Raw genomic sequence first — 24,034 nt, 5'->3', positions numbered from 1 at the left:
TTCCTTTCTTAATCCTCTTCTCCTGCATTGAGTTTATTTCCCAAATAGGTTGATGCCAAAATGATAAAGACATAAGCCTGGATACAAGAAATAAACATTGAAAAACCAGCCCACAACATATTTAAAGCAAAGGCAACTGGAGCCAAGGCAATATTGAGGTTTTTCATCTGCAAAATCAAGGTGGTCATCACTTCACCGACATAGATGTTACCAAACAAACGAAGAGCCAATGACAAGATATTGGTTACCTCTTCTAGCAAATTCATGGGTAACATTGCTGGGTATGGACTTAAAAAACCTGTTAAATAACCTTTAATGCCATTTTTTCGGATACCTTCAACATGACACATTAGGGCGACAATCACTGACAGGGTCAAATCCACCGCAAAAACAGATGTTGGTGATGTCCACAAGTTAAAGTGCTCTGTTTCAATTTTCACTAACAAACCAAGGTTATTAGCGACCACCAAAAACAAGAAGATGACAAAGAAGAAAAGACTGTAATTCTCAGTATATTTTCCTAATTTTGGACTGATTGTCTCACGAACAAAATCATACAACCATTCAATCACATTCTGCTTGCCACTTGGTTTCAGGCGCATCTGCCGACTGCCCCAGTAAACCAAACCAAAAACTGCCAAAACAGTAATCAGAGACATGGCAAGAATGGTTAAATCAAAGGTAATGCCAAACAGGGTCACACTGGGATTGAGTAATGTTTCCAATAGATTCCCTCCTTGTTAATCCACAAAACTGGTCTATTTAACCAAGAAAGTGAAGACAAATAGAATGAAGAAAGTTCCCTCAATAAAAGCCACACCCAAGAACATCAATGAGCGAAGCTTATCAAACATTTCTGGCTGACGTGCAGCAGCTTTGGCAATATTGGCAACCAAGATACCTTCACCAATACTAACACCCAACACGGCAAAACCAAGAGCTAAAATTGCTAAATTCATTACGAATTCCTCCTATTTATTTTTTTTACTCCCTTAGTCTAGTCCTATTTTCTGAAAATGTCAACAAAAACACTAGGATAATAGCGTTTTCTTAGATTTATCTTAAACCTTTCTTGACCTTAACGAGCCCCAAAAAACAACTGTCTTCCTATTTAATAGGATTGATAAATTAATCAAAAGAACCAGACAATCTGTCTGGCTCTTTTGAACCTATTTTTCCAAATGCCAAATGTCCTTGGCATATTCTGTAATGGTATCATCCGAAGTGAATTTATCTGAATTGGCAATATTAGCCAAACTCATGCGAGACCATTTTTCTTGGTCTCGATAAAGCTGATCAATCTGTTCCTGAGCTTCTATATAGGACATAAAGTCCGCCAACAAGAAATATTCATCGTTATGGGTGACCAAGGCTTCAAAAATATCCGCCCCTTCACGCACTGCCCCCGGTAGACTACCATTGATAAAGGTATCCAGCACCCGAGTTAGGATAGGATTATTCTCATAAAGACTGCGTGAATAGTAATCATGAGCTTCATAATGGCGGTAAACCTCGTCCTTGTCCATGCCAAAAATCACAATGTTATCATCACCAACTTCTTCCTTGATTTCAATATTAGCTCCGTCCAAGGTTGCCAGCGTAATGGCCCCAGTCATCATAAATTTCATATTAGAGGTTCCTGAGGCTTCTTTAGAGGCTAAAGAAATTTGTTCTGAAACGTCTGCTGCCGGAATAATCAATTCCGCCAAGCTGACATTATAATTTTCTAAAAAGACAACCTTGAGCTTGCCCTGCAAAGTCTCATCATAATTGACCAAGTTGGCGACTTCGTTAATCAACTTAATCACTGATTTGGCAAAATGATAACCTGGAGCTGCCTTGGCACCAAAGATAAAGACGCGTGGCACCATGTCTTTGTCTGGATTATCCTTCAAATCCCAGTACAATTTAATGATGTGTAAGAGATTGAGCAATTGACGTTTATAGGCATGAAGGCGTTTGACTTGGACATCAAAAATTGCCTCCGTTGACACTTCAATCCCTGTTGTCTCCTTGATATAGGCTGCTAATTTGGCCTTGGCCACCTGCTTGACCTGATAAAACTCAGCCAAAACCTGACTATCATCAAGGTAGGCATTGAGTTTTCTCAATTCATGAATATCCTGCCGCCATCCCTGACCAATGGTCTCATCAATCACCTTGGATAATTCTGGGGCCGCAATTTGTGTCCAACGACGTTGCACAATACCATTGGTCTTGTTGTTGAATTTTTCTGGATAAAGCTGGTAGAAATCTTTCAAGGTATCAGCCTTGAGCAGTTCTGTATGCAATTTGGCAACACCATTGACAGAATAGCCCCCAATAATGGCCAAATTAGCCATATGGACGTGATGTCCCTTGATAATCCGTGTTTTTTCAATAATATGATGAGGAACCTCTTTTTCTGCCATTTCGAAAACAAAGCGATTATCAATTTCGACAATGATTTGGAAAACACGAGGAATGGTCGTTTTAAAAAGGTCTATATCCCATTTTTCCAGGGCTTCCGACAAAATGGTGTGATTAGTGTAAGACATGGTCTTAACCGTCGTTGACCAAGCCGTATCCCAATCTAAACCATAATCATCAATCAAGAGACGCATAAACTCGGCCGGTGCTACGGCTGGGTGAGTGTCATTGATATGAACAGCTACTTTTTCATGAATCCTTTCCAAAGGGAGCCCCTGTTTCAGGTAAGACTTGATAATAGTCTGCAAGCCTGCACTAGTCATGAAATACTCTTGAATCAGACGTAACTGTTGGCCTTCATAATTGGAATCATCAGGATATAGGACTGCGGTAATATCCTGAATTCGGCGACGCTCAGTCAGGGTTGGGTAATTAAGTTCATATTCTGCTGGAATTTCCACATCCCAGAGACGCAGATTATTAATCACCTGATTTTGGTAACCAATCTGCGGCACATCATAAGGCACGGCATGTAGGATTTGGGCATTTTCATAAACAGGCTTCAAGCGACCTGCATCATCTTTTTTCAGGTAAACTTGTCCAAAAAGTTTGATGTCAACAGTATGACGCTCCTTTTTGACTTCCCAAACATTACCATTAGAGCCAAACCATGAATCTGCCAATTCTACCTGATAACCATCAACAATTCGTTGCTTAAACAAACCATACTTATACCGCAAACCGTTTCCAAAGCCAAGGTAACCTGTTGTTGCCAAGGAATCCATAAAGGCAGCCGCCAAACGTCCAAGTCCCCCATTTCCCAGGGCCATATCATACTCAGCAGTTTTAACAGCTTCAAAATCTAGACCTAGGTCAGTAAAGGCTTCTTTAACTAAATCTAGAATGCCTAAATTTAAGAGATTTGTCTCCAACATCCGCCCTGGCAGAAATTCCATGGAAAAATAGTAGGCAACTTTTTGCTGCTTACTGGTAATCTCTTCATTGCGCTTACTCCATTCATTGGTGTAATATTTACGAATGACTTTGGCAAGAATGGTAAAAAGCTCTGCTGGTACAGCTTCTTCCAGGGTCACTAGTTTTTCTTCATAAAGTTTTTCTTTAAAATCTGTAATAAATTGTTTTTTGGTTAATGTTTTAATCGACATGTTTATTCTTTCTAAAAGGTAATGTGGTGATAAAGGTCATCATAGGCTTGACTAGCTGTATCCCATGAAAAATCACGTGTCATGGCTTGTTCTTGCAAGTGGCGCCAAGTTGCTTGATCATGGTTAAAAATCCAAAGCGCCTCCTCCAGAGTTTTAACCAACCAGTAGACAGAAAACTCTTGGAAGCCAAATCCTGTACCAGAGCCATCATAATAATTATATGGAAGGACCGTATCTCGCAAGCCACCAACTTCATGGACTAAGGGCAAACTTCCATATCGCATCGCAATCATCTGAGACAGGCCACATGGTTCAAAGGCACTCGGCATCAAAAAGAGGTCTGAGGCAGCATAAATTTGCTGAGCAAAAGCCAAATCAAACGATATTGTCGCCGAAACCTTATCTGGGTAGTGTTGACTAAACCAGCTAAAGCCCTCTTCAAACTGAGGATAGCCCGTTCCCAAAAGAACAATTTGCACGTCCTCCTGAATAATCTCATTCATAGCCTCCAGAACAAGATCAAAGCCTTTTTGATCAGTGAGACGAGAAACAACCCCAATCAACAAGGTATCCGAACGAACTGGCAAACCGAGCCGCTCTTGGAGAGCCGCTTTATTAAGTGCCTTATCCTCTAACTGACCGACCGAAAAATGTTTGACAAGATGAGGATCCGAAGCAGGGTCAAAGACCCCTGTGTCAATGCCATTGATGACCCCTGATAATTTATAGCGAATCATTCGAATAGCAGAATCCAACCCCTTACCAAATTCAGGAGTCATGATTTCCTGGGCATAGCTTGGCGACACTGTTGTTACCCAGTCGGCATAAACCAAGGCAGCTTTCATCCAATTCAAGCAATTATGCCAACGAAGGCTACCGCTCTCATAAAAATTCATCCCCATGCCAAACAAATCACCCAAGGTTTCAGGCGCAAACTGCCCTTGAAATTCGATATTATGAATGGTAAAAACAGTTTTAATGGATTGATAGGCAGTAATCCAGGCATATTTCTCTTTCAACAAAAACGGAATCATAGCTGTATGGTAATCATGTACATGAAGCACGTCTGGAACAAAATCCACCTTTTCCATCATGTCAATAGCAGCCAATTGGAAAAAAGCAAAGCGTTCATGGTCATCATCAAACCCATAAACTTGTCCACGATGGAAATAATACTGATTATCAATAAAGTAGAAGCTAACCTCTTCATGAACAAGACGCTTAACCCCAACATACTGCCAGCGCCAACCTACCTGGGTATAAAAGGAAAATAAGTCCTCGACTTGTTGACCATATTTTCTTTCAATCACATCATAATAAGGCAAGACGACTGCCACATCATGACCTTTTTTAACAAGTGATTTAGGCAATGCCCCAATGACATCGCCTAAGCCACCTGTCTTAGCAAAAGGAGCCCCTTCTGCTGCGACAAACATTAATTTCATACGATAATATCCTCTTTCACTCGCTGTCCTTTAGAAACAACTACCGGTTGTTCAGCTGTTCCACGAATCGTAACACCAGCATCAATGGTCACACCCTTATCAACAATAGCATATTCAAGCACAACATTCTGACCAATAGTTACCTTAGGAAAGATTAAACTACCGACCACCTGGGCGCCCTCCTCAATCAAGCAACCACGAGAAACAATAGAATGATCTACTTGCCCCTTAATCACACTACCAGAGGCAAATTGAGAATTACTCACTTTTGATGACTGATCAAAGTAAGTTGATTCTTCATTTTTTACTCTAGTATACACTTTTTGGTTGGAATAGAGAAGCGAATAGAATTTTTGGGGATCTAGCATATCCATATTCGCATCATAGTAAGACTTGACTGAACAGATATTCGCCAGGTAACCTGTGTATTCAAAAGCCAGAGATTCTTCCGTTACAATCAAATCTCGCAAGAGGTAACGTAGTTTGCGTGGATTTTCCTGCTTCGATTCTTCTTCTAGTTTTTCAATCAACCAAGGGGTATTAACCACATAAATATCAACTGACATTGGCTCAAGGTCACTGCCTTCAGACATTTCTTTTTTACCAACGATATTATCAAAATCATCAATGGCTAAAATCTCATTGGCAGGCGATAGAGAGGTCTTGGGAAGTTTTTTGTAAACAACCGTGATATTACGCTTGCTGGCATTATGAAGATGGATAACCTCTTCTAGATTAATATTACAGAGAATATCACAAGTCATATAGATGGTTTGATTTGAGCCAGAGCGTTTCAAGTAGGTCAAGACCTGCTCGTAATAATCGCGATCTGCGACCTCTTCTCCCCCGACTGTGTTATAAAATCCTAGGAAATAGTGGCTGAGCAAGGTATGAAAGCCCCACTCACGACCACTACGAATGTGATCAAAAACAGAACGAATATTTTGACCTCGGAAAATCCCGTAAACACTCCGAATTCCTGCATTAGCTAAACTAGATAACTGAAAATCAATCAGGCGATATTTCCCATCAAAGGGGAGGTTAGCTAATGGTCGTTTATCGGTTAGGCCTGACATATCATTATAGCCGATTGCATTGCCCAGGATGGCAGAATATTTATCAATTTTCATTTGGTACCCCCACTGTTTCATTATAGCCAACAACTTGTACTTGGCCTGTTCCGTCAATCACTACACCATCACTGATAATTGCGCCTTCACCAATAATAGCACGTGTAATCTTGGCTCCTACTCCAATCTTAACACCTGACATGATAAAACTGTCTTTAATTTCAGCACCTTCTTTAACTTGAACATTAGTTGACAAGATGGAGTGCTCTACCGTTCCAGCTACAAAACAACCATCCACAACTAAGGAATCCTTGACCGTCGCATCGGCAGTAATAAAATTAGGTGGTGCAATTAAGTTCTTAGAATAAATCTTCCAACTCCTATCCCGACTGTCTAGGGCATTATCAACGGCAATATATTCCATATTAGCTTCCCAAAGTGATTCAATAGTCCCCACATCCTTCCAGTAGCCTTGGAAATTGTAAGTATAGACACGCTCACCACCATCCAAGTAGGCTGGAATCACATGCTGACCAAAATCGGACATCTCAACATTATTTTTCTCTGCATCAATCAACATGGTACGTAATCTTGCCCAGTTAAAGATGTAAATCCCCATGGAAGCTTTGGTCGATTTGGGGTGAGCTGGCTTTTCTTCAAATTCAACAATGCGGTCATTTGAATCTGTGTTCATAATCCCAAAACGACTGGCTTCTTTCAGTGGCACATCAATAACTGCTACGGTCAGACTTGCTAGGTTATCCTTATGGGTTTGCAACATCTCATCATAATCCATCTTGTAAATGTGGTCTCCCGACAAAATCAACACGTATTCTGGATTTAAGCTATCAATATAATCAATATTTTGATAAATCGCATGACTAGTCCCTTGAAACCAACGGTTACCCTCGGTCGCTGAATAAGGTTGTAAAATTGTTGCTCCGGAATCCACTCCATCTAAGCCCCAAGCAGAACCGTTACCGATATGGCTATTCAATACCAAAGGTTGGTACTGCGTAATGACACCAACATTATTAATCCCTGAATTGGCGCAATTGGACAAGGCAAAATCAATAATACGGTATCTCCCACCAAATTGAACAGCTGGTTTGGCAATGTTTTGAGTTAATTTGCCAAGACGAGTTCCTTGACCTCCGGCAAGGATAAGTGCTAACATTTCATTCTTCATAGATGTATTCCTTCCTAATGTTACTTCCGAAAACGACGTTTAATTTTCCAAATACTAGCCCCTAAAGCGGGCAGAGTAAAGGTCAAGCGGTAGGGATAGTCTTTCCATAGTCTCGTTTCTGTTTTTTTATTACTATTGCCTTCTTTCCAACTCCCTCCATATCTATCTAGTTCTGTATTAAACACTTCCTCATAAATTCCTGGAACAGGAACCCCTATGGTAAATTCCTGACGCTCAACGGGGGTTAAATTAAAGACACATACCAAGAGTTCCCCCTTATCTGTCTTACGAATAAAAGATAGGACACTCTCTGCCTTGTTATCGGCATCAATAACCTCTAATCCCTGATAAGAATCGTCAATTTGCCATAAGGCCTTATGCTCACGATAAAACCGATTAAGCTGAGCGGTAAAATCGTGCATTTTCTGATTGAGGCCATCTGCTTCGGCTAAATTGCCCCATTCTAATTCCTGGTCATATTTCCATTCCAAAAATTGACCAAACTCTCCCCCCATAAAGAGAAGTTTCTTTCCTGGATGACAGATCTGATAGGCATATAGGTTTCGCAGACCAGAAAATTGCTGCTCTCGACTGCCCCACATCTTGTGCATCAGGCTTTTTTTTCCGTGAACAACCTCATCATGTGAAAATGGTAGAACAAAATTTTCCTTAAAACAGTACATAAAACTAAAGGTCAATAAATTGAACTCATATTGCCGGTAAATCGGATCCAACTCGTAGAAACGCAACGTATCATTCATCCAGCCCATATTCCATTTGTAATCAAAGCCTAGACCACCATCTGAAATCGGACTCGTGATTGGCGTGTCAGCTGTTGCTTCTTCTGCAATCATCATCACCTCCGGATAGTGATGCTTCATGACGCCATTTAATTTTTGTAAGAAAGAATAGCCTTGCCGGTTACGGTTACTGCCATCTTCATTGGGTTGCCAAGGCCCATCATCGTAATCTAGATAAAGCATGCTACTCACTGCATCCACTCGAATCCCATCAATATGAAACTGCTCTACCCAGTACAGAAGGCTGGAAATCAAAAAAGACTGAACTTCATTTTTTCCTAAATCAAAATTAAGCGCCCCCCAGCGATAATTATGAGCCCGGTCATGGTCTCTGTATTCAAAGGTGGGAGTACCGTCATAATAGGCTAGAGCATCGTCATTTTGCGTAAAATGGCCAGGCACCCAGTCAACAATCACACCAATATTATTGAGGTGGCAGGTTTCAACAAAATCTTGAAAATCTTCCGGTCGGCCGTAACTTGCTTCAAAAGCAAAATACCCCATTAATTGATAGCCCCAGCTCTTGTCTAAGGGATGAGCCATTAAGGGCATAAATTCTACATGAGTATAATTCATTTCAACCAGATAAGGGATTAGCTGGTCCTTTAGTTGAGCAAAGGTCTGCCCTTTTTTCCAGGAACTCGCATGAACCTCATAAATATTGACCGGCCTATCTTTAAATCCAAAACGTTTTCGCCTACCTAGCCAAAGACTATCCTTCCATTTTTTGGAAGTTGAAGGAATCAAGACAGCCCCTGTAGCCGGTCGTTGCTCGAAATACCTAGCAAAGGGATCAATTTTTTCAACAACTTGCCCTCCTTGTCGCTGAACCAGATATTTATAAATCTGCCCATCTTGAGCCGGTGCAAAGGTCTGCCAAATCCCACCATCTAACCGGGTCATCTCTAAGGGAGACTCAAACCAAGTTGTAAAATCTCCAATCACACTGACTTTCTCTGCCTGTGGGGCCCAAACCCTAAAATAGTATCCGTCCTTGCCATCTTTCTGTCCTGGATGAGCACCTAAAAAATCTTGTAAATGAAAATTTTCTCCTGTCAAAAATGTTCTTATGGTTTCCTTAACCATAACTAACCACCTCCCACTAATGAACGGCTTTAAAGCAAAAAAAGCCCAATCTCTTGGACTTTTTTCTTTTTTCAAAGGGCTTTTTTAAACATTTTTTAATCTACATTTATTATAGCACTTTTCTGAATATTTGTCACAGTTATTTTAGGATTTTTTTGCTGATTTTCTAATTTAATTTGGTAAGAACGATTGCTTCCTGTCAATCGATAAACCAATTGTTCCTCACTTAAGCTCTCTAGCTGCAAAATAGTTTCTAATTGGCTAAATTCTTGACAAGTCAATAAATCATCACTCAATTTCAGTCTAATGGCTTCCTTAACCAAGTTAATCGTCTCTTGATGCTTGGTTACCAATCGCCAATCAATTTGGTTGACCCGATCAGGGGCATTATAAGAATTCATGGCGTATTGCCTGTCCTGCTCTGTTAGCCGACCATCCTTACCTGTTGGAGTGCACTTGCTCCGGCAGAACTCTTGTCCCAACTGCATAAAAGTCATGCCTGGCAATAGGAGGTTTAAAACATTGGCCACCTCAAGGCGTCGCAAATGTTCTTGAGAACTATCAGTCGGGTGTAACTCCCAAAGCAGATCATTTAAATTATAATTATCATGGGCTTCAATATAGTTAACCACCTGACTAGGCTTTTGATAGGGGGCAAAATACCGCCCTCCCTTGACCAATTCAAACAAGGCGGTCACGGTTGCCTCACCAGAGACAAATCCCCCTTGAAAATGTCCGTAAACCTCCGCCCCCTTGATGGCATTACGCCCGTCATCATTGAAAAAACCAATTCCTGGTAACAGGTCTGCATTAGCTTTTTTAGCCTTTTGCCGATCTTCCAGGGTCCTTCCCAGGTCCCAACCCTCACCATAGAGGAGAATATTGGGGTCAATCGCATCAACCAATTGACGAATAGCTCTCATGGTCTCAACATCATGTAAGCCCATGAGGTCAAACCGAAAACCATCAATATGGTATTCTTCAATCCAAAAACGTATGGAATCCAAGAGGTATTTTCGTACCATTTCCTTTTCACTAGCGATTTCATTACCACAACCCGAGCCGTTTTCAAAAGACCCATCAGCTGTCATTCGATAGTAATAATCGGGAACCGTTAGCTGGAAAGCAGAACTCCTAGAAGAATAAGTATGGTTATAAACGACATCCATAATGACACCAATTCCAGCTTTATGGTAACGTTGAATCAACGTTTTCAGCTCCACAATGGCTGCTACAGGATGGGAGGGGTCGCTAGAAAAAATAGGGGTGGGCCGATTATAATTTTCAGGGTCATAACCCCAATTATAAGCATAGTTTCCTTCTTCATCCAAGGTTTGATGATGGTCAAAAATCGGTTGAAGTTGAATATAATTAATGCCCAAGGATGAGAGGTAATCAAAGCACGTTGCATCACCCCATTGATTTTTGGTTCCTTTTTGGCAGGCTCCTAGAAACTTACCTCGTTTATCTCTATCAACTCCCGAGGTTTTTGATTTTGAAAAATCTCTCAAGTGCATTTCCATAATGACTGCCTGGTTTGGATTGCTTAAACGCCAAGGGGCTGCAAGACCGTGAACAACCTTAAACCCTTCAGGTGATCTGTCTTCCTGTCGCAAGATAACCGAACGGCTACCCTGCCTATTGCCAGCAATCATATATGGGTCACGACTGTCACGGTAAGTTCCATCTGCATCATACAAGCGATAAACATAAGCATGGTTAGCTACATCTTGCTTGACGGTGCAAAACCAAACGCCTTGCGTATTATGAGCATGATTACTAAAATCAACGGTTTTACCACGCTGCATAGGGAGTTGCTCTACTAACTGACTGTCATCTGTCCAGTCCCGGTACAAGAGTAAGTCTACCCGACTGGCAGTTGGTGCCCAGAGGCGAAACTCTGTTTGCTCCCTTGTGTACTCCACTCCTAGCCAACCCGCATAGCCCCATTGCCGATCAAATTCACTAGCCTTAAGAACCATGTCAAAGGCATCCGGCTGAGAAAAACGATAGGAGGGACTGCTAATTGCCGCCTGTCTAGAATAATATAAGGTGTCGTCCCCTTCAACCAACCAAACATGGGTCAAAGGTTCCCCCACTTCTAAGTTGACCAAAAAATCACGGCTTTGCCAGGTAAAATCCTGATGTTTTAGTAAAAAATACACCTGAGATAAGGGAGACTGGGAGCAATAAGTTAGGGTGGCAACACGCCCAAAACTGTCTTGCTTGTTAAAAAGACAGTCAAATCCCTCTTGACCGTCCTGCCATTGCCAAATCTGGCTCTTCTTTGCTTGGGCTGATCGAGCATGATAATGCACTATCAAGGTATTTTTCATCCTAGTTGACCTCATTGCGACTTTCTAAATCTTCTACCTCGTGGGCAAATTTAGCAACAAATTCCTTGTACTCTGCTTCACTTGGGTCTTGACTGATGGCGTCATCCGAGATTTCGTCAGTATTGGCAAAAAATTCAATATGATTTTTTAGATTTTTCAAGGTAATCGGAGCATCTCCACCATATTCCCCATCCAAATTAATCATCATGCGCTGGTCGCTCTGGGGCTCAATCGTCAACTGACTGGTCTTAATGTATTCAATCCGCCGATCTTCAATATGCTTGCCCCCTTGAATAACCAAGCGAATCAGGTGACTAATTTCCAACAAATTATCCGTTTTGACCAAAATTAAGGTAAAATTACCATCATCCAGTTTAGCATCCGGAGCAATTTGCTCAAAACCACCAACCGAATTGGTCAGAGCGACAAAAATCATAGAGACATCCCCTTCAAAAACACCACCATCATGGCTAATTTTAACGGGAACATTGCTAACTCGGGGCAATAATTCAACCCCCTTAGCCAAATAAGCCAAATAACCGAAAATGGTTTTTAACTGGCTAGGGACACTATAGGTCAGCTCACTCAAACTACCTGCTGCTGCGATGTTAATAAAGTAATTCTCATCATAGGCCAGACCAATGTCTTGTTGGATAATCTGGTGTTTACCAATTATCTTGGCGGCTTCTACCGGATTTCCCCGAGGAATTTTTAGGGCACGTGCAAAATCATTGGTCGTTCCAGTCGGGATGATAGCCATGCGAGGTCGCTTGTCTAGTGGAGCAATACCATTAACAACTTCATTAATGGTGCCATCGCCTCCCGCTGCAATAACCAAATCAAATCCAACCAATCCTGCTCGTGTTGCTTCATCTTTAGCCGAATTTTCTTCGGCTGTTGTTTGAAAGGTTGACGTTTCATAACCTAAATCTTCTAAAATTGTGAGAACTTCCGCAACGTGCTTTTTCATCATTTCCTGACCTGACACAGGATTATAGATTAATCGTGCTCGTTTTACTTGTTTTGCCATCCTACAATTCCTCCAACCATTCTTCTGATTTAATGGTAATTCCTAATGCTTGTGCTTTTGCTAACTTGCTGCCAGCATCAGAACCAGCCACAAGAATATCTGTTTTTTTAGAGACACTCCCTGTCACCTTGGCCCCTAACGCTTGCAATTTTTCCTTGGCTGCTTGACGGGTGAATTTTTCCAATTTCCCTGTCAATACCACCGTCTGACCAGATAAAAGGGCATCACCAAGAACCAACTGGCCTTTGAAGGTCAGATTAAGCCCTGCCTCTGCTAATTCTGTCAAGAGTTGCTGGGCTCCCTTGGTTGAAAAATAAGAAACAATGGCCTGACCCACCGTTTGCCCTAGACCATCAATTTGGGCAACTTCTTCTACTTGAGCCTGACTCAGACGGTTGAGGTCGCCAAAGTATTCCAATAACTGCTGACTGACCTTGCTCCCCACATGACGAATACCCAAACCAAACAAGAGTTTCTCCGCCGAATGACTTTTAGAGGCCTGAATGGCTTGATAGAGTTTATCAGCAGACTTGTCCTTGATACCTTCCAAGGCTAAAAAGTCTTCCTTACTTAGTTGATAAATATCAGCCACATCATGAACCAGGTCAGCCTGAAAGAGTTTTTTTATCACAGCTGGCCCCAAGCCAACAATATTCATGGCCTGACGACTGGCAAAGTGAATTAAACGTTCTTGCAACTGACTAGGACATTGGGGATTAATACACCGCAGGGCTACCTCATCCTCATAATGGAGCAGCTCTTCCTGACAGGAGGGACAATGACTGGGTACAGGCATTTTCTCCTGACTGGTCCGTTTTGTCGTCACCACCTTCAAGACGGCTGGAATAATATCCCCAGCCTTATAGACAATGACCGTATCACCAATGCGGATATCCTTGTCTGCGATGTAATCAACATTGTGCAAGGTTGCCCGACTGACCTTGGTTCCCGCTAGCTGAACAGGACTGAGATTAGCCGTTGGTGTCACCACACCCGTCCGTCCAACCGTCCAATCCACACTTTCAATCACAGCTTCTTTCTCCTCAGCTGGAAACTTATAAGCTATGGCCCAACGTGGGGCCTTGACCGTAAAGCCCAACTCTTCTTGAATGGCCAACTCATTGACCTTGATGACAATTCCATCAATGTCATAAGGAAGCCGACCACGGTCCTGCCCAACCTCTTGGATAAATTGCCAAATATCTGCCATAGAGGCTGACACTCGGTAACGAGGGTTAACCGAAAAACCATACTGGCCCAGAGTTGTCAGCACAGCCTCTTGACTGGCCTGACGACTAGGACTAGCCTCCTGATAAAGAAAGGTCGCTAGCTGCCGTTGAGCAACCATGGCCGTATCTAATTGACGCAGGGTTCCTGCTGCTGCATTACGAGGGTTGGCAAATTCGGCTTGACCTTGCTCACGCCGTTCAGCATTTAAGCTCTCAAAGGATTTTTTTGGTAAATAGGCTTCGCCACGCACGGTTAGATTGACTGGAGCAGGCAGACTGAGCGGAATATCCTTAATCCGCCGCAGATTTTCCGTGATATTTTCACCGACCAGACCATCGCCACGTGTCGCCCCTACCTGCAAAAGACCGTCAACATAGGTCAGGGAAATAGACAAGCCATCAATTTTTAATTCTGCCAAATAAGTGGCCTGCGGAAATTCTTTCTTAATCCGTTTGTCAAACTCTAGTAATTCGGACTCGGAAAAAGCGTCCTGTAAACTGTACAAGGGATAGTCGTGCTGGTATTTTTCAAAACCAGACAAAATCATTCCCCCCACACGGTGGGTTGGGCTATCTGCCTGAACCAAGTCAGGATAAGCGGTCTCTAAATCAACCAATTGACGATAAAGGGCATCGTATTCAGCATCTGATACGCTCGGATTGTCATCTGTATAGTATTCCTTGGCATAGCGATTTAACTGCGCCACCAAGTCTCTCATCTTTTCTTTCATAAGTTTATTTTAGCATAGAATAGACTGGCAATCAAAAAATCAGAATAAAAAAGCTAGGAGTTATTGCCATCATACCTAGCCTTTCCTGCACAAATGAGACTAAAATAGTCAAACCAAACAGAGAGGTCTAGTCCCTATCCCCTTTTCAAAATTAAAAAAAGACCTGTCAAACAGGTCTATCATCATAAATCGAAGGGCCTACCAACCAAACTCCTCATAAAAAATCTGTCCCTTAGGCACACCATACGCTTCTAAACAAGCCATCCAATAACGAGCCATAGCAGCTGGCCCACTAATCAAAACTGTCACTGAATTCAATTCTTTTGGCAAACTGGCTAAAACCTCTTCTTCCTCAAAGCGTCCAACTAGACGATGGGCGACAAAATTCGGCCGTTTTGACCATTCTAGGAATTTTTCCTCATAAAGCAGCGCCTCCTTGGTGCTTGCTCCATGGAAAACAGTTGTTTTAATATTGGGATTGGCTTCAACAATGGATAAAATTGGTGTTATTCCAATGCCACCTGAAATCGCCAAGATTTCTTTCGGTGCCTGTTCATCAATAATGGTTTGATAAAGACCATACCCACCATTAACCATAAGTTGGGCAGGAGCCTCTAACTCTTGTAATTGACGAGTAAAATCACCATCACCACGAATGGCTAAGACAATATCGCAACTATTTTTAGGATTATTAACCAAAGAAAAGGGATGGGGTTCTTCCAAACCTTTTATATCGGGAAAAGAGATAAAAACAAAGTCACCCGCCCGTAAGGTCAAATCATGTTTGGCTGGCAACTGAATGCGAAACTCATGAATATTGTCCGCTAGCTGACGGTTGCTCACAAGTTGAGCTTGCACCCCTTGCGCTGTTTTCCCTAGCTTAGAGCGAAGATAGCTAAAGAAAACAAAGAAGGTAGCTAGATAAACAACCAGCATAAAGGGAACATTGCTCCGAATGTAATCAATCAATTGAATATGGACAAAAATTAAAAAGGTAGCCAATAGATTTAATCGGTGAAGGGCAAGCGATACCTCATGCTTAAAAGTTGTCTCGAGTTTTTTCTTGATTGTTGCCAAAAAAGGCACACGACTAGTTAACCATCCCGCCATAAAAATCAAGGAATACAATAACAAGGCTAGAAAAATATTAAAGGCAATATTCCCAGTTAGAGCAATCAAACCATAGGAAGGACTAGCCGACTTATGTAACATAGCTAGAAAAATAGCCACCATACTCAAAATACCATGAATCATATAAGCCACTGGCAAACCGATTAAGCGATCCAACCATTTTGGTTTAGTGCCAATATAGATAGCTAAAAGCATCCACACATAGGCAATAATACCGTTAGCAATGGCTAACTTTTGCCCCTCCATACCAGCGGGTAAACCTTGAACAAAGGTGTAAAGAAATGGCAGGGGTAGGACAAAAACTGCTACCAACCAAGCCAATAATGTTCTCAAATGATGGTTTTTTGACATGTTTCAAATTCTCCGTTTCTAAAAAATTGTAATCCTGTTTGATGGATATATAGGCCGCTCAGTTTTTCCTGAACAAGTAATCTATCAAAGACGGTCTGACCGGCTGATAAGGCGGCTGTTGCCCAGACATCTGCCCAGCTAAGACTATGACCAATAATCGTCACCTGTTTCAAATCTTCTGGACCAAGAATTCGTAAGTGTCTGCCGCGCTTACTATAACCAGAGGTGGCCACTGCTCCAGCTTTCATGGTCAGTTGAGCCAGCAAGTCTTGTGGCTTATCTGGATTTTCAATCCCAATCTTCCACGAGAAATCACTAGATTGAGCCGTAGCAAATTGCATATCTCCCGCCCCATTGATAGCCACTGCTTCAATTAAGGGATTAACTAGTAAAGGAAGCAAGTACTTTCGGTAAATCTTCTCAACAATCCAGCCTTTAACAAAGCCCGTCGGATCATAAGCATCGTGGTCATAGGGATTGAAAAAACCTTCGGTTTCAATCTTGGCTGCCTGAACAGCCGTATAGACCTCCTGAAATTCCTTATCAAATAAGACCTTTACTTGTCCTTGACGAAATTGTGTCACCAAGGAATGGGGTAAAAAGGGCGAAAATTTTGCCTCTAGCCGACCTAGTTCTTCTGTCACCGGCTCAACTAACTGGGACAGGGCTTCGGTAACTACCTGCTTATCCTGACCGACCAGACAGAGGGTAAATGGCATAGTCATGGCTTCTATGGTGTGTGATTGAATGGTTCTCATGACTGAGCCTGAGTGATGGCATCCTGTAAGGATCCCGTAAACCCTTTAAGGGCTTCAGAAGCACCAGACACTAACTCAACTTGACTGGATTGATTAGTTAAGGCCTGACTCGTGTACTGGGGCAGGGCATTTTCATTAATCCTAACCGAATTAGGATTATCTTGGGGATAGGCAAGCACATCAATGGCACTCATTTGGCCATTTGACACGGTTAGTTGAACCTGATAATCGCCGCGATTGGTCGTGACTACTTGACCGGTATAGGTACCATCTACTAAATTCCCAGCCTGGTCCTCGTTCATTGACGAGCTGGATTCATTAGTCAGGGCTAATTCTGACTGGGGCTGATAATTAGCCTTAGTCTCTGAAGCGGGCTTAAAGAACAGTAAGTAAATATCGGCAAGGGCAGCACCTAAAGCCAAGAGGCCGACAGCAGGAGCCATTAGCTTTTTTCTCATCATCACATTCCTTTCTGTATTAGGTATTCTATTTATCAATTATATCACATGATTCGTCCTTTTATATAACAGTTTTGTTTCATTTATATATAAAATTAAATTATTTGTGAAAGTATCTGTTTTCAAAGCTATTGAAAATCTCTTGAAAAATTACAAGTAATTTTTCAGTCCGGACAAACAAAAAGTTTTGACCAGCCTCAGCCAGTCAAAACTTTTTCTTATCACAACCCCAGACCGACACCCTGTCCAAACCGATCATATTTGTTATTTAGTTCCTTGATTTGTTGCCAAGTGACTTTTTCCTCGTTAGTTAACACCCAGAGCCTGTCATAAATCAAGGCACCAATTTATCCATAAAATCCCTTGAAACCATGTTTCAAGGGCTGAGGAGGACATTTTTTGAAGTCTGTTGGCTATAAACTATAAACCTTGTGATTTAACTTTGCTAAACCATTTGTCAAACTCTTCTTCTGGCGTCATGTGGACATCATCTGGACGTGTTTCATAACGTGCGTTATAATTGTATGTTACTATCAGTTTATCATTTAAAACATCATAAACTAGAAAACATTCTGTATGCGGCTTCTCTCCTAAATTGACATAATATTTCCTGATTTCCTCTATCTTACTCAAACAGTCATCTAACAGCAAACATTGTTTGTCACTAGATTCATTAACATATTCATTATTCGAAAGGGCTCGATTAATCTCTCCTCTTTCAACATATATGTTGTTAATTTTATAAAAAACATCAAAGCTCAATAAATGTCTCTCTGAAACATAGTAAATATAAATGTATTCTGCCAGATGATTAACATACTCACTCGAAGCTGATATTATCTGTTTATGAATATTATTTAACATTTCTTCAACACACATGTGGCAGATCCTTTCTAATTATTACCAATAATTTTACTAATTACTTTACCGCTATCAATCCTATACTTGATGTCAAATTTCTGCGGTCTTTTTGATAGTCCGTCATAACTCAGCCTAATACTCACTTCAACTTTTTTCCCTGCCTTAATAGCATTATGCCATAATCTCTCAAGTTCACGATACTCTCTCATATTGACGAACTTATCTTGAGAGACAAGATTATCTAGCTTTGGAGAACCTCCGAAGAGATCAGCAATCAGATGACCGGCATGATCGGTAACTATTTTACCCGTAGTATTAGGATTATGAGTAAGCCGTCCAGCATGAGTTTTTAATTGCAACTCACCCACACCAACTCCAATAATACGACCTAGAGCATCTGTCTCATAATAATAGTCATGCTCCCCTGAACGGTAATTAATATTTGGTCGTAAGTTTCCTTGACTATCAAAATGAGAACCATCCAGTATAATATTATTAGCTAGGATTAACATTTCTTCATTAGGTAGAGGGAAGCTTTCAATATCTGGTCTGCCTTGACTCTTCGGCGGCTGAACTGTTATCCCCTGACTTGGCTTTACTTGAGCGGGACCAGGTGTTATCCCTATCCCTGATGAAACAGACGGTGGATGGATAGTAATGCTTGGTTGCTTACCTGGCGTTGGAAATGTCTCAACATTTTTGACTGGTGGCGAAACAGCTATTGCTCCTACAATCAGTTTTTGATTTGGGTAAATCGATTTATTGGACAAACCATTCCATGTAACAAGTTCAGCAATCGTAACTCCATACTGATTAGCTATTCCCCACAATGAGTCTCCTCGCTGAACAGCATGGACTCTTTCTCCAGACTTATTTACTGGATTACTGATTGTCAAATTAAGCACCTGACCTGGGTAAATCAGGTCTCCAACAACTCCTGTTCGTTGTCGCAAGTCAGTCAAACTCATGCCATATTTATTAGCAATACGCCAAAGAGAGTCACCTTGACGAACTGTATAATGACTAGGCACTAAAGTTGCTGAATTTATCGTCAATCCAACTATAGGACTTAACCGCAAGGACTGATTGGGCCTAATTAAATTTCCCTTAATACCATTCCATGCTACTAGTTGTTCTACTGTTAGACCATAACGACGGGAAATCGACCAAAGTGTGTCTCCTCGTTGCACGGTATGAATAGCTGGAGCTGTTACTTGAAGACGTTCCCCTGGATGAACAGTATTATTTCTAATACCATTCCAAGTAATAAGCTGCTCCATACTAATACCATAGTGACGTGAGATTGACCAAACTGATTCTCCTGCCTGAACAGTATGACTACTTGTTCCTCGGACTAAGAGAGGGGGCACCACTTGTAAAATCTGCCCTGCATGAATGGTATTATTACTAATATTATTCCATGCAACTAATTGTTGCATACTAATGCCATAACGACGTGAGATTGACCAGACTGATTCTCCTACGAGAACTTGATGAGCACCTCTTACAAGAACTTTTGGTTGTGGTTTCACAGCTAGATTTCCCGAAAATTGCGGAATAATCTGAGAGCTAGATAAGGCACGCGCAGTTGCTTGAGCTCTCAAACGTTGAAGCTGATTGGATACCACAGTAGTTCCCCATTGATAATTGAGGGAGAATTGTATCGGCTAGTAGCTTGTGATAAAGATTGTCTCGCAACACCATTGACTTGACTTATAGCGTGATTACGATAAGTCAAGTTAGCTTGTGCAGTCACACGACGTGCCAAACGTTCTTGTGTTCTCTGAGTCGCATGATAATTAACCGTCTGCCGTATTTGTAGTTGTTGGTTTTTATTTGCCTGATAGGCTTGATAGGCTTGATAAACTTTGTATCCAATATAGAGGCTGTCCCTGCAACAGCTGCTGCTGTCGCTATAATAGGAGCAAATGGCGCAATAGCTGTCACTGCACGTGCCAATAGAGCTCCTGTTCGCAAAAGACGAGTCGCTTTGGGCAAAGCAAATACTAAACCTCTCCCCAAACTAACAGCTGACCGTGATTCATTACCAGAATCTCTTGAAGTTACCATATCAACAAAGGTATCACTAAGTTCTTCTACAGTCTTAGCTTGAAGAACACGTTCAAACTCTTTAGGACTGCTAGCCAAAAGTAACTGATCAACTAATTCCTCTAAATCAGTTTGTATACTGTAAGTTTCAAAATAGGATTTTAAGAGTTCTTGATATTTAAGCGGATCTTTTTCATTATCTAGACGATTTAACTCTTCTGCCGTTAAGTATTGTCTTAATGTTGCTAATTCTTTAATAGCATATTCTTCATTAATCTGATTTTCCAAAAGATAAACCAAGGATTTTACCTTATCCTCGTTTGTAGCAGAGATTTTAAATAAATTTATTTCGTCGTCACTAGCATTGTCTAAATAACCATCTATCCCAGCTTCAATATTGTTAATTGAGTCAGATGATGGTGGTGATGAAAGACTATTATTGCTCGTAATTGCTCGTAAAATCAACTTTTTGAACAGGAACTAAATTATTTTCTACTCTTAAAGAATCATTATCAATAATTTCAGAATCAGAAGTAGCAGACAGAGCTTGTTCTCCCATTCCCGGAGATGGTTTAACTTCAGTAGCAACTAATCCTAAGTCAGGACTCTCCGCAAATACACTGCTTGAGGCGAAACTCAGAAAAAATATAACTATAATAATAGGTAATAACCCTCTAAAAGAAACCGTCTTTTTTCTAAAAGTCATGAAAGCCTCCTTTCTAAACCATGACTCCTAAAAAACAACCCTCCTCAATACAATTATATCACACAAAAAAATAATCTGCCAATACTTAATTTTCAGATTTTTATATCAAAAAAAGTAACCAAGAGTCCTTAACTCTCGGCTATTTTTCTTCTTTCTCCTTGGCTAGGCGGAGTTTACGGTTGGGATTAAGGGTGTTGAATAATTCTTCTAATTTTTCACTTGTCCAGATGTCAGCAGCTGAAACAAAGTTCCCATCCTTATCCTTAAATGATATTGGTTTATCACCCATCTGCTCACCTCACCTTGGTCTTAATCCACAAATTCAAATTCAAAATTCCCAATGCGGACAATATCGCCATCTCTTGCACCACGCTCACGCAGGGCTTCATCAACCCCCATGCCACGCAATTGACGGGCAAATTTCACGATGGATTCGTCCCGTTCCATATTGGTCATGACAAAGAGTTTTTCCAATTTCTCACCCGACAAGACCCAGGCGGCATCGTCATCACGAGAAATCTCAAAGGCTTTTTCTTCGCCATTAAAGCCATAATAAACTTCTTCTGCCATATCTGTTTCTTCGTAAAGGAGGAATTCGTCTGTCTTGTCCAGCAAATCTGCGGTCGCTTCTAAAAGATTATCTAAACCTTGGTGAGCAATGCTGGAAATTGGAAAAATCAGCGGCAAGTCATCAAATTCATCATAGTTGGCAGCTAATTTCTCCCGGAAAACCTTGAGATTTTCTGCTGCTTCTGGCATATCCATCTTATTAGCAACAATAATCTGTGGCCGCTCCATCAACCGAAGGTTATAAGTCTCCAACTCATGGTTGATGGCTTCATAGTCTTCATAAGGGTCACGGCCCTCGCTGGCTGACATATCAATGACATGGAGAATAACCCGCGTCCGCTCAATATGACGCAAGAACTGGGTCCCTAGCCCAACCCCTTGACTGGCTCCCTCAATCAAACCTGGCAAATCCGCCATGGCAAAGCCGTCGCCAGACTTGGTTCTCACCATCCCTAGATTTGGCACAATGGTGGTAAAGTGATAGGCACCAATCTTGGGCTTGGCTGCTGAAACAACGCTAAGCAGGGTTGATTTACCAACTGAAGGAAAGCCAACCAAACCGACATCCGCCAAAATTTTCAACTCCAAGGCCAGCTCGCGTTCTTCACCTGGTTCACCATTTTCCGCAATTTCGGGAGCGGGATTGCGTGGTGTCGCAAAACGAATATTGCCACGGCCACCGCGACCGCCCTTGGCAATGATAAACTCCTGCCCATGCTCTACCAAGTCAGTAATGACCTTACCTGTTTCAGCATCACGGACCGTTGTTCCCTGCGGCACTCGCACATAGAGGTCTTCTGCCCCTCGGCCATGCATGCCCTTGGTCATGCCTTTTTCACCTGATTTGGCTTTAAATTTACGATTGTAGCGAAAATCCATCAAGGTACGCAACCCCTCATCAACAATAAAGATAACATCGCCACCTCGACCACCATCGCCACCCCATGGACCACCATTGGGAACGTATTTTTCCCGGCGGAAGGCCACCATGCCATCGCCACCTCGACCTGCCTTGACACTAATTTTGGCCGTATCTAAAAACATACTCATTTTTTTCTCCTACAAAAAAGAGAGGACAAGGTCACACTTCATTGTCAGAATTTGTCACTCTCTAGTTATCCTCTCCTATGATGAAATGGCACTCAAAGCTGTTAAAACAGCAGCACCGATCGTGATCAACAACATGATGACCACAACAACTAGGGTTAATTTTTCAAAAAGTGTTTTCTTTCTCACTTCATTATCGCCAAAAGCCATAGCCTCTTACCTCTTCATAGTTTACTCCCTATTATACTACCATGAATGGGATAAATTCGCAACTTTTTTACCATGGCTTTCCGTTGAGATTTCTTGGAATTTGTGCTATATTATTAGGCATATCTTGCAATTAAAGGAGACTTATTAATGACCCTACCTCATTTTTCAGAAAATCTTAAAAAATACGCCCAATTACTCATTGCAAAAGGTGTCAATGTTCAAAAAGGGCACACCCTAGTCTTAGCCATTGATGTGAGACAGCATGAATTTGCCCGTCTCTTGGTCCAAGAAGCCTATGCTAAAGGAGCTAGCGAGGTTGTCGTTGACTACACTGACGAAGTCGTCACCCGTGAAAAATACCTCCACGCTGACCAAGACCGCTTAACAACCATTCCCCAATACATGGTTGATCGCTCCAACTATTTCCTGGATAAAAAAGCTAGCCGCCTAGTTATCCTATCAGCTAATCCAAATGCCTATGCAGCTGTTGACCCAAGTCGCCTATCTGCGGCAACCAAGGCCCTCAATACAGCCCTTGAAAAACAACGCAATGCCATGCAGGCCAATAAGTTCAGCTGGAACTTGGGAGCAGCTGCCAGTCCAGAATGGGCAGCCATGGTCTTTCCCGACCTTGAAACGAGTGAAGAACAGGTTGATGCCCTTTGGGACGCTATCTTCAAGATGAACCGTGTCTATGACGAGGACCCAATCAAATCTTGGGATGAGCACGAGGCCAAGCTAACCGCCAAGGCTAAAATTCTCAATGACATGCAGTTTGACGCCCTCCACTACACTGCTCCTGGTACAGATTTAACTCTCGGTATGCCAAAAAATCATGTTTGGGAGGCTGCTGGCAGCTACAATGCACAAGGCGAGAAATTCATCGCTAACATGCCAACTGAAGAAATCTTCACTGCCCCTGACTATCGCCGTGCCGACGGTGTCGTGTCTAGCACCAAGCCACTCAGCTATGCTGGTGTTGTCATTGAAAACATGACCTTTACCTTCAAAGATGGACAAATTGTTGATGTCAAGGCTGACAAAGGTGAAGAAACCCTCAAACGCATGATTGAAGAAAATGACGGTGCTCGTTCGCTAGGTGAAGTAGCCCTTGTCCCTCATAAAACACCAATTTCCCTCTCTGGCTTGACCTTCTTCAATACCCTCTTTGATGAGAATGCCTCAAACCACTTGGCTATCGGAGCTGCCTATGCCCATAGCATTGAAGGGGGCGTTGACATGAGTCGTGAGGAGCTCAAAGAGGCTGGCCTTAACAACTCAAGTACCCACGTTGACTTTATGATTGGTTCTGACCAAATGGATATTGATGGTATCACTGCCGATGGCAAACGTGTGCCAATCTTCCGTGGCGGCGAATGGGCTATTTAACCTTAGAAAGAGA

General features: G+C 41.9%; 21 protein-coding genes. 1 reads left to right on the top strand and 20 read right to left on the bottom strand.

From position 1 onward, the window contains the following. Positions 1-8: 8 nt before the first annotated feature. The 20 genes from atpB to FRX57_RS00350 all read right to left on the bottom strand — a co-directional run bounded on the left by atpB (position 9) and on the right by FRX57_RS00350 (position 22,632). A complete protein-coding gene (atpB, locus tag FRX57_RS00445; RefSeq protein ID WP_146565578.1) occupies positions 9-725 on the bottom strand; it encodes a F0F1 ATP synthase subunit A in 717 nt (238 codons plus the stop codon). 33 nt (positions 726-758) lie between these two features. Next, on the bottom strand, positions 759-959 hold the full coding sequence (locus FRX57_RS00440; RefSeq protein ID WP_146565576.1) for a F0F1 ATP synthase subunit C: 201 nt from the start codon (positions 957-959) through the stop codon (positions 759-761). Between the two features lie 210 nt (positions 960-1,169). Then, positions 1,170-3,575: a glycogen/starch/alpha-glucan phosphorylase gene (locus FRX57_RS00435; RefSeq protein ID WP_146565574.1), complete on the bottom strand. Its 2,406-nt coding sequence runs from the start codon at positions 3,573-3,575 to the stop codon at positions 1,170-1,172. Positions 3,576-3,586: 11 nt separating this feature from the next. Continuing rightward, a complete protein-coding gene (gene glgA, locus FRX57_RS00430; RefSeq protein ID WP_146565572.1) occupies positions 3,587-5,020 on the bottom strand; it encodes a glycogen synthase GlgA in 1,434 nt (477 codons plus the stop codon). Continuing rightward, positions 5,017-6,150 carry a glucose-1-phosphate adenylyltransferase subunit GlgD gene (gene glgD / locus FRX57_RS00425; RefSeq protein WP_146565570.1) on the bottom strand — a complete coding sequence of 378 codons (1,134 nt, stop codon included), beginning with the start codon at positions 6,148-6,150 and terminating at the stop codon, positions 5,017-5,019. Before glgD ends, glgA begins: the two co-directional genes overlap by 4 nt. Further along, positions 6,140-7,279: a glucose-1-phosphate adenylyltransferase gene (locus FRX57_RS00420; RefSeq protein WP_146565568.1), complete on the bottom strand. Its 1,140-nt coding sequence runs from the start codon at positions 7,277-7,279 to the stop codon at positions 6,140-6,142. The genes glgD and FRX57_RS00420 overlap by 11 nt, the downstream gene beginning before the upstream one ends. Before the next feature lie 20 nt (positions 7,280-7,299). Beyond that, complete coding sequence (gene glgB, locus FRX57_RS00415; RefSeq protein ID WP_146565566.1) at positions 7,300-9,165, bottom strand: 1,4-alpha-glucan branching protein GlgB; 1,866 nt, start codon at positions 9,163-9,165, stop codon at positions 7,300-7,302. A gap of 95 nt (positions 9,166-9,260) precedes the next feature. Further along, complete coding sequence (gene pulA, locus FRX57_RS00410) at positions 9,261-11,501, bottom strand: type I pullulanase (RefSeq protein ID WP_146565563.1); 2,241 nt, start codon at positions 11,499-11,501, stop codon at positions 9,261-9,263. A 1-nt stretch (position 11,502) separates the two neighbouring features. Continuing rightward, positions 11,503-12,531 (bottom strand): diacylglycerol kinase family lipid kinase, encoded by a 1,029-nt coding sequence (locus tag FRX57_RS00405; RefSeq protein WP_146565561.1) that lies wholly within the window; start codon positions 12,529-12,531, stop codon positions 11,503-11,505. Between the two features lies 1 nt (position 12,532). Beyond that, complete coding sequence (ligA, locus tag FRX57_RS00400) at positions 12,533-14,491, bottom strand: NAD-dependent DNA ligase LigA (RefSeq protein WP_186600799.1); 1,959 nt, start codon at positions 14,489-14,491, stop codon at positions 12,533-12,535. A gap of 198 nt (positions 14,492-14,689) precedes the next feature. Next, on the bottom strand, positions 14,690-15,973 hold the full coding sequence (locus tag FRX57_RS00395) for an FAD-binding oxidoreductase (protein WP_146565559.1): 1,284 nt from the start codon (positions 15,971-15,973) through the stop codon (positions 14,690-14,692). Continuing rightward, on the bottom strand, positions 15,952-16,698 hold the full coding sequence (locus FRX57_RS00390; protein WP_186600798.1) for an FAD:protein FMN transferase: 747 nt from the start codon (positions 16,696-16,698) through the stop codon (positions 15,952-15,954). The genes FRX57_RS00395 and FRX57_RS00390 overlap by 22 nt, the downstream gene beginning before the upstream one ends. Before the next feature lie 29 nt (positions 16,699-16,727). Beyond that, positions 16,728-17,192: an FMN-binding protein gene (locus FRX57_RS00385; protein WP_246100855.1), complete on the bottom strand. Its 465-nt coding sequence runs from the start codon at positions 17,190-17,192 to the stop codon at positions 16,728-16,730. 417 nt (positions 17,193-17,609) lie between these two features. After that, complete coding sequence (locus FRX57_RS00380; RefSeq protein WP_146565555.1) at positions 17,610-18,068, bottom strand: hypothetical protein; 459 nt, start codon at positions 18,066-18,068, stop codon at positions 17,610-17,612. 14 nt (positions 18,069-18,082) lie between these two features. Next, positions 18,083-19,678 carry a LysM peptidoglycan-binding domain-containing protein gene (locus FRX57_RS00375; RefSeq protein WP_146565553.1) on the bottom strand — a complete coding sequence of 532 codons (1,596 nt, stop codon included), beginning with the start codon at positions 19,676-19,678 and terminating at the stop codon, positions 18,083-18,085. 124 nt (positions 19,679-19,802) lie between these two features. Then, a complete protein-coding gene (locus FRX57_RS00370) occupies positions 19,803-20,564 on the bottom strand; it encodes a hypothetical protein (protein ID WP_146565551.1) in 762 nt (253 codons plus the stop codon). After that, positions 20,536-20,805, bottom strand: coding sequence for a hypothetical protein (locus tag FRX57_RS00365; protein WP_146565549.1), 270 nt, complete (start codon positions 20,803-20,805; stop codon positions 20,536-20,538). Before FRX57_RS00365 ends, FRX57_RS00370 begins: the two co-directional genes overlap by 29 nt. 139 nt (positions 20,806-20,944) lie before the next feature. Next, positions 20,945-21,094, bottom strand: a complete 150-nt coding sequence (locus FRX57_RS00360; protein ID WP_146565547.1) for a hypothetical protein — start codon at positions 21,092-21,094, stop codon at positions 20,945-20,947. Positions 21,095-21,114: 20 nt separating this feature from the next. Beyond that, positions 21,115-22,425 (bottom strand): GTPase ObgE, encoded by a 1,311-nt coding sequence (gene obgE, locus FRX57_RS00355; protein WP_146565545.1) that lies wholly within the window; start codon positions 22,423-22,425, stop codon positions 21,115-21,117. A 75-nt stretch (positions 22,426-22,500) separates the two neighbouring features. After that, complete coding sequence (locus FRX57_RS00350; protein WP_146565543.1) at positions 22,501-22,632, bottom strand: DUF4044 domain-containing protein; 132 nt, start codon at positions 22,630-22,632, stop codon at positions 22,501-22,503. A gap of 147 nt (positions 22,633-22,779) precedes the next feature. Between FRX57_RS00350 and FRX57_RS00345 the strand changes: the two genes are divergently transcribed. Then, positions 22,780-24,021 carry an aminopeptidase gene (locus tag FRX57_RS00345; RefSeq protein WP_146565541.1) on the top strand — a complete coding sequence of 414 codons (1,242 nt, stop codon included), beginning with the start codon at positions 22,780-22,782 and terminating at the stop codon, positions 24,019-24,021. Positions 24,022-24,034 lie beyond the last annotated feature (13 nt).

The sequence above is a fragment of the Streptococcus cuniculipharyngis genome (genome assembly GCF_007859195.1).
Taxonomy (GTDB): Bacteria; Bacillota; Bacilli; order Lactobacillales; family Streptococcaceae; genus Streptococcus; species Streptococcus cuniculipharyngis.
Note: the sequence above shows the minus strand (reverse complement) of the source record. Positions and strands in the feature narration are given on the sequence as shown.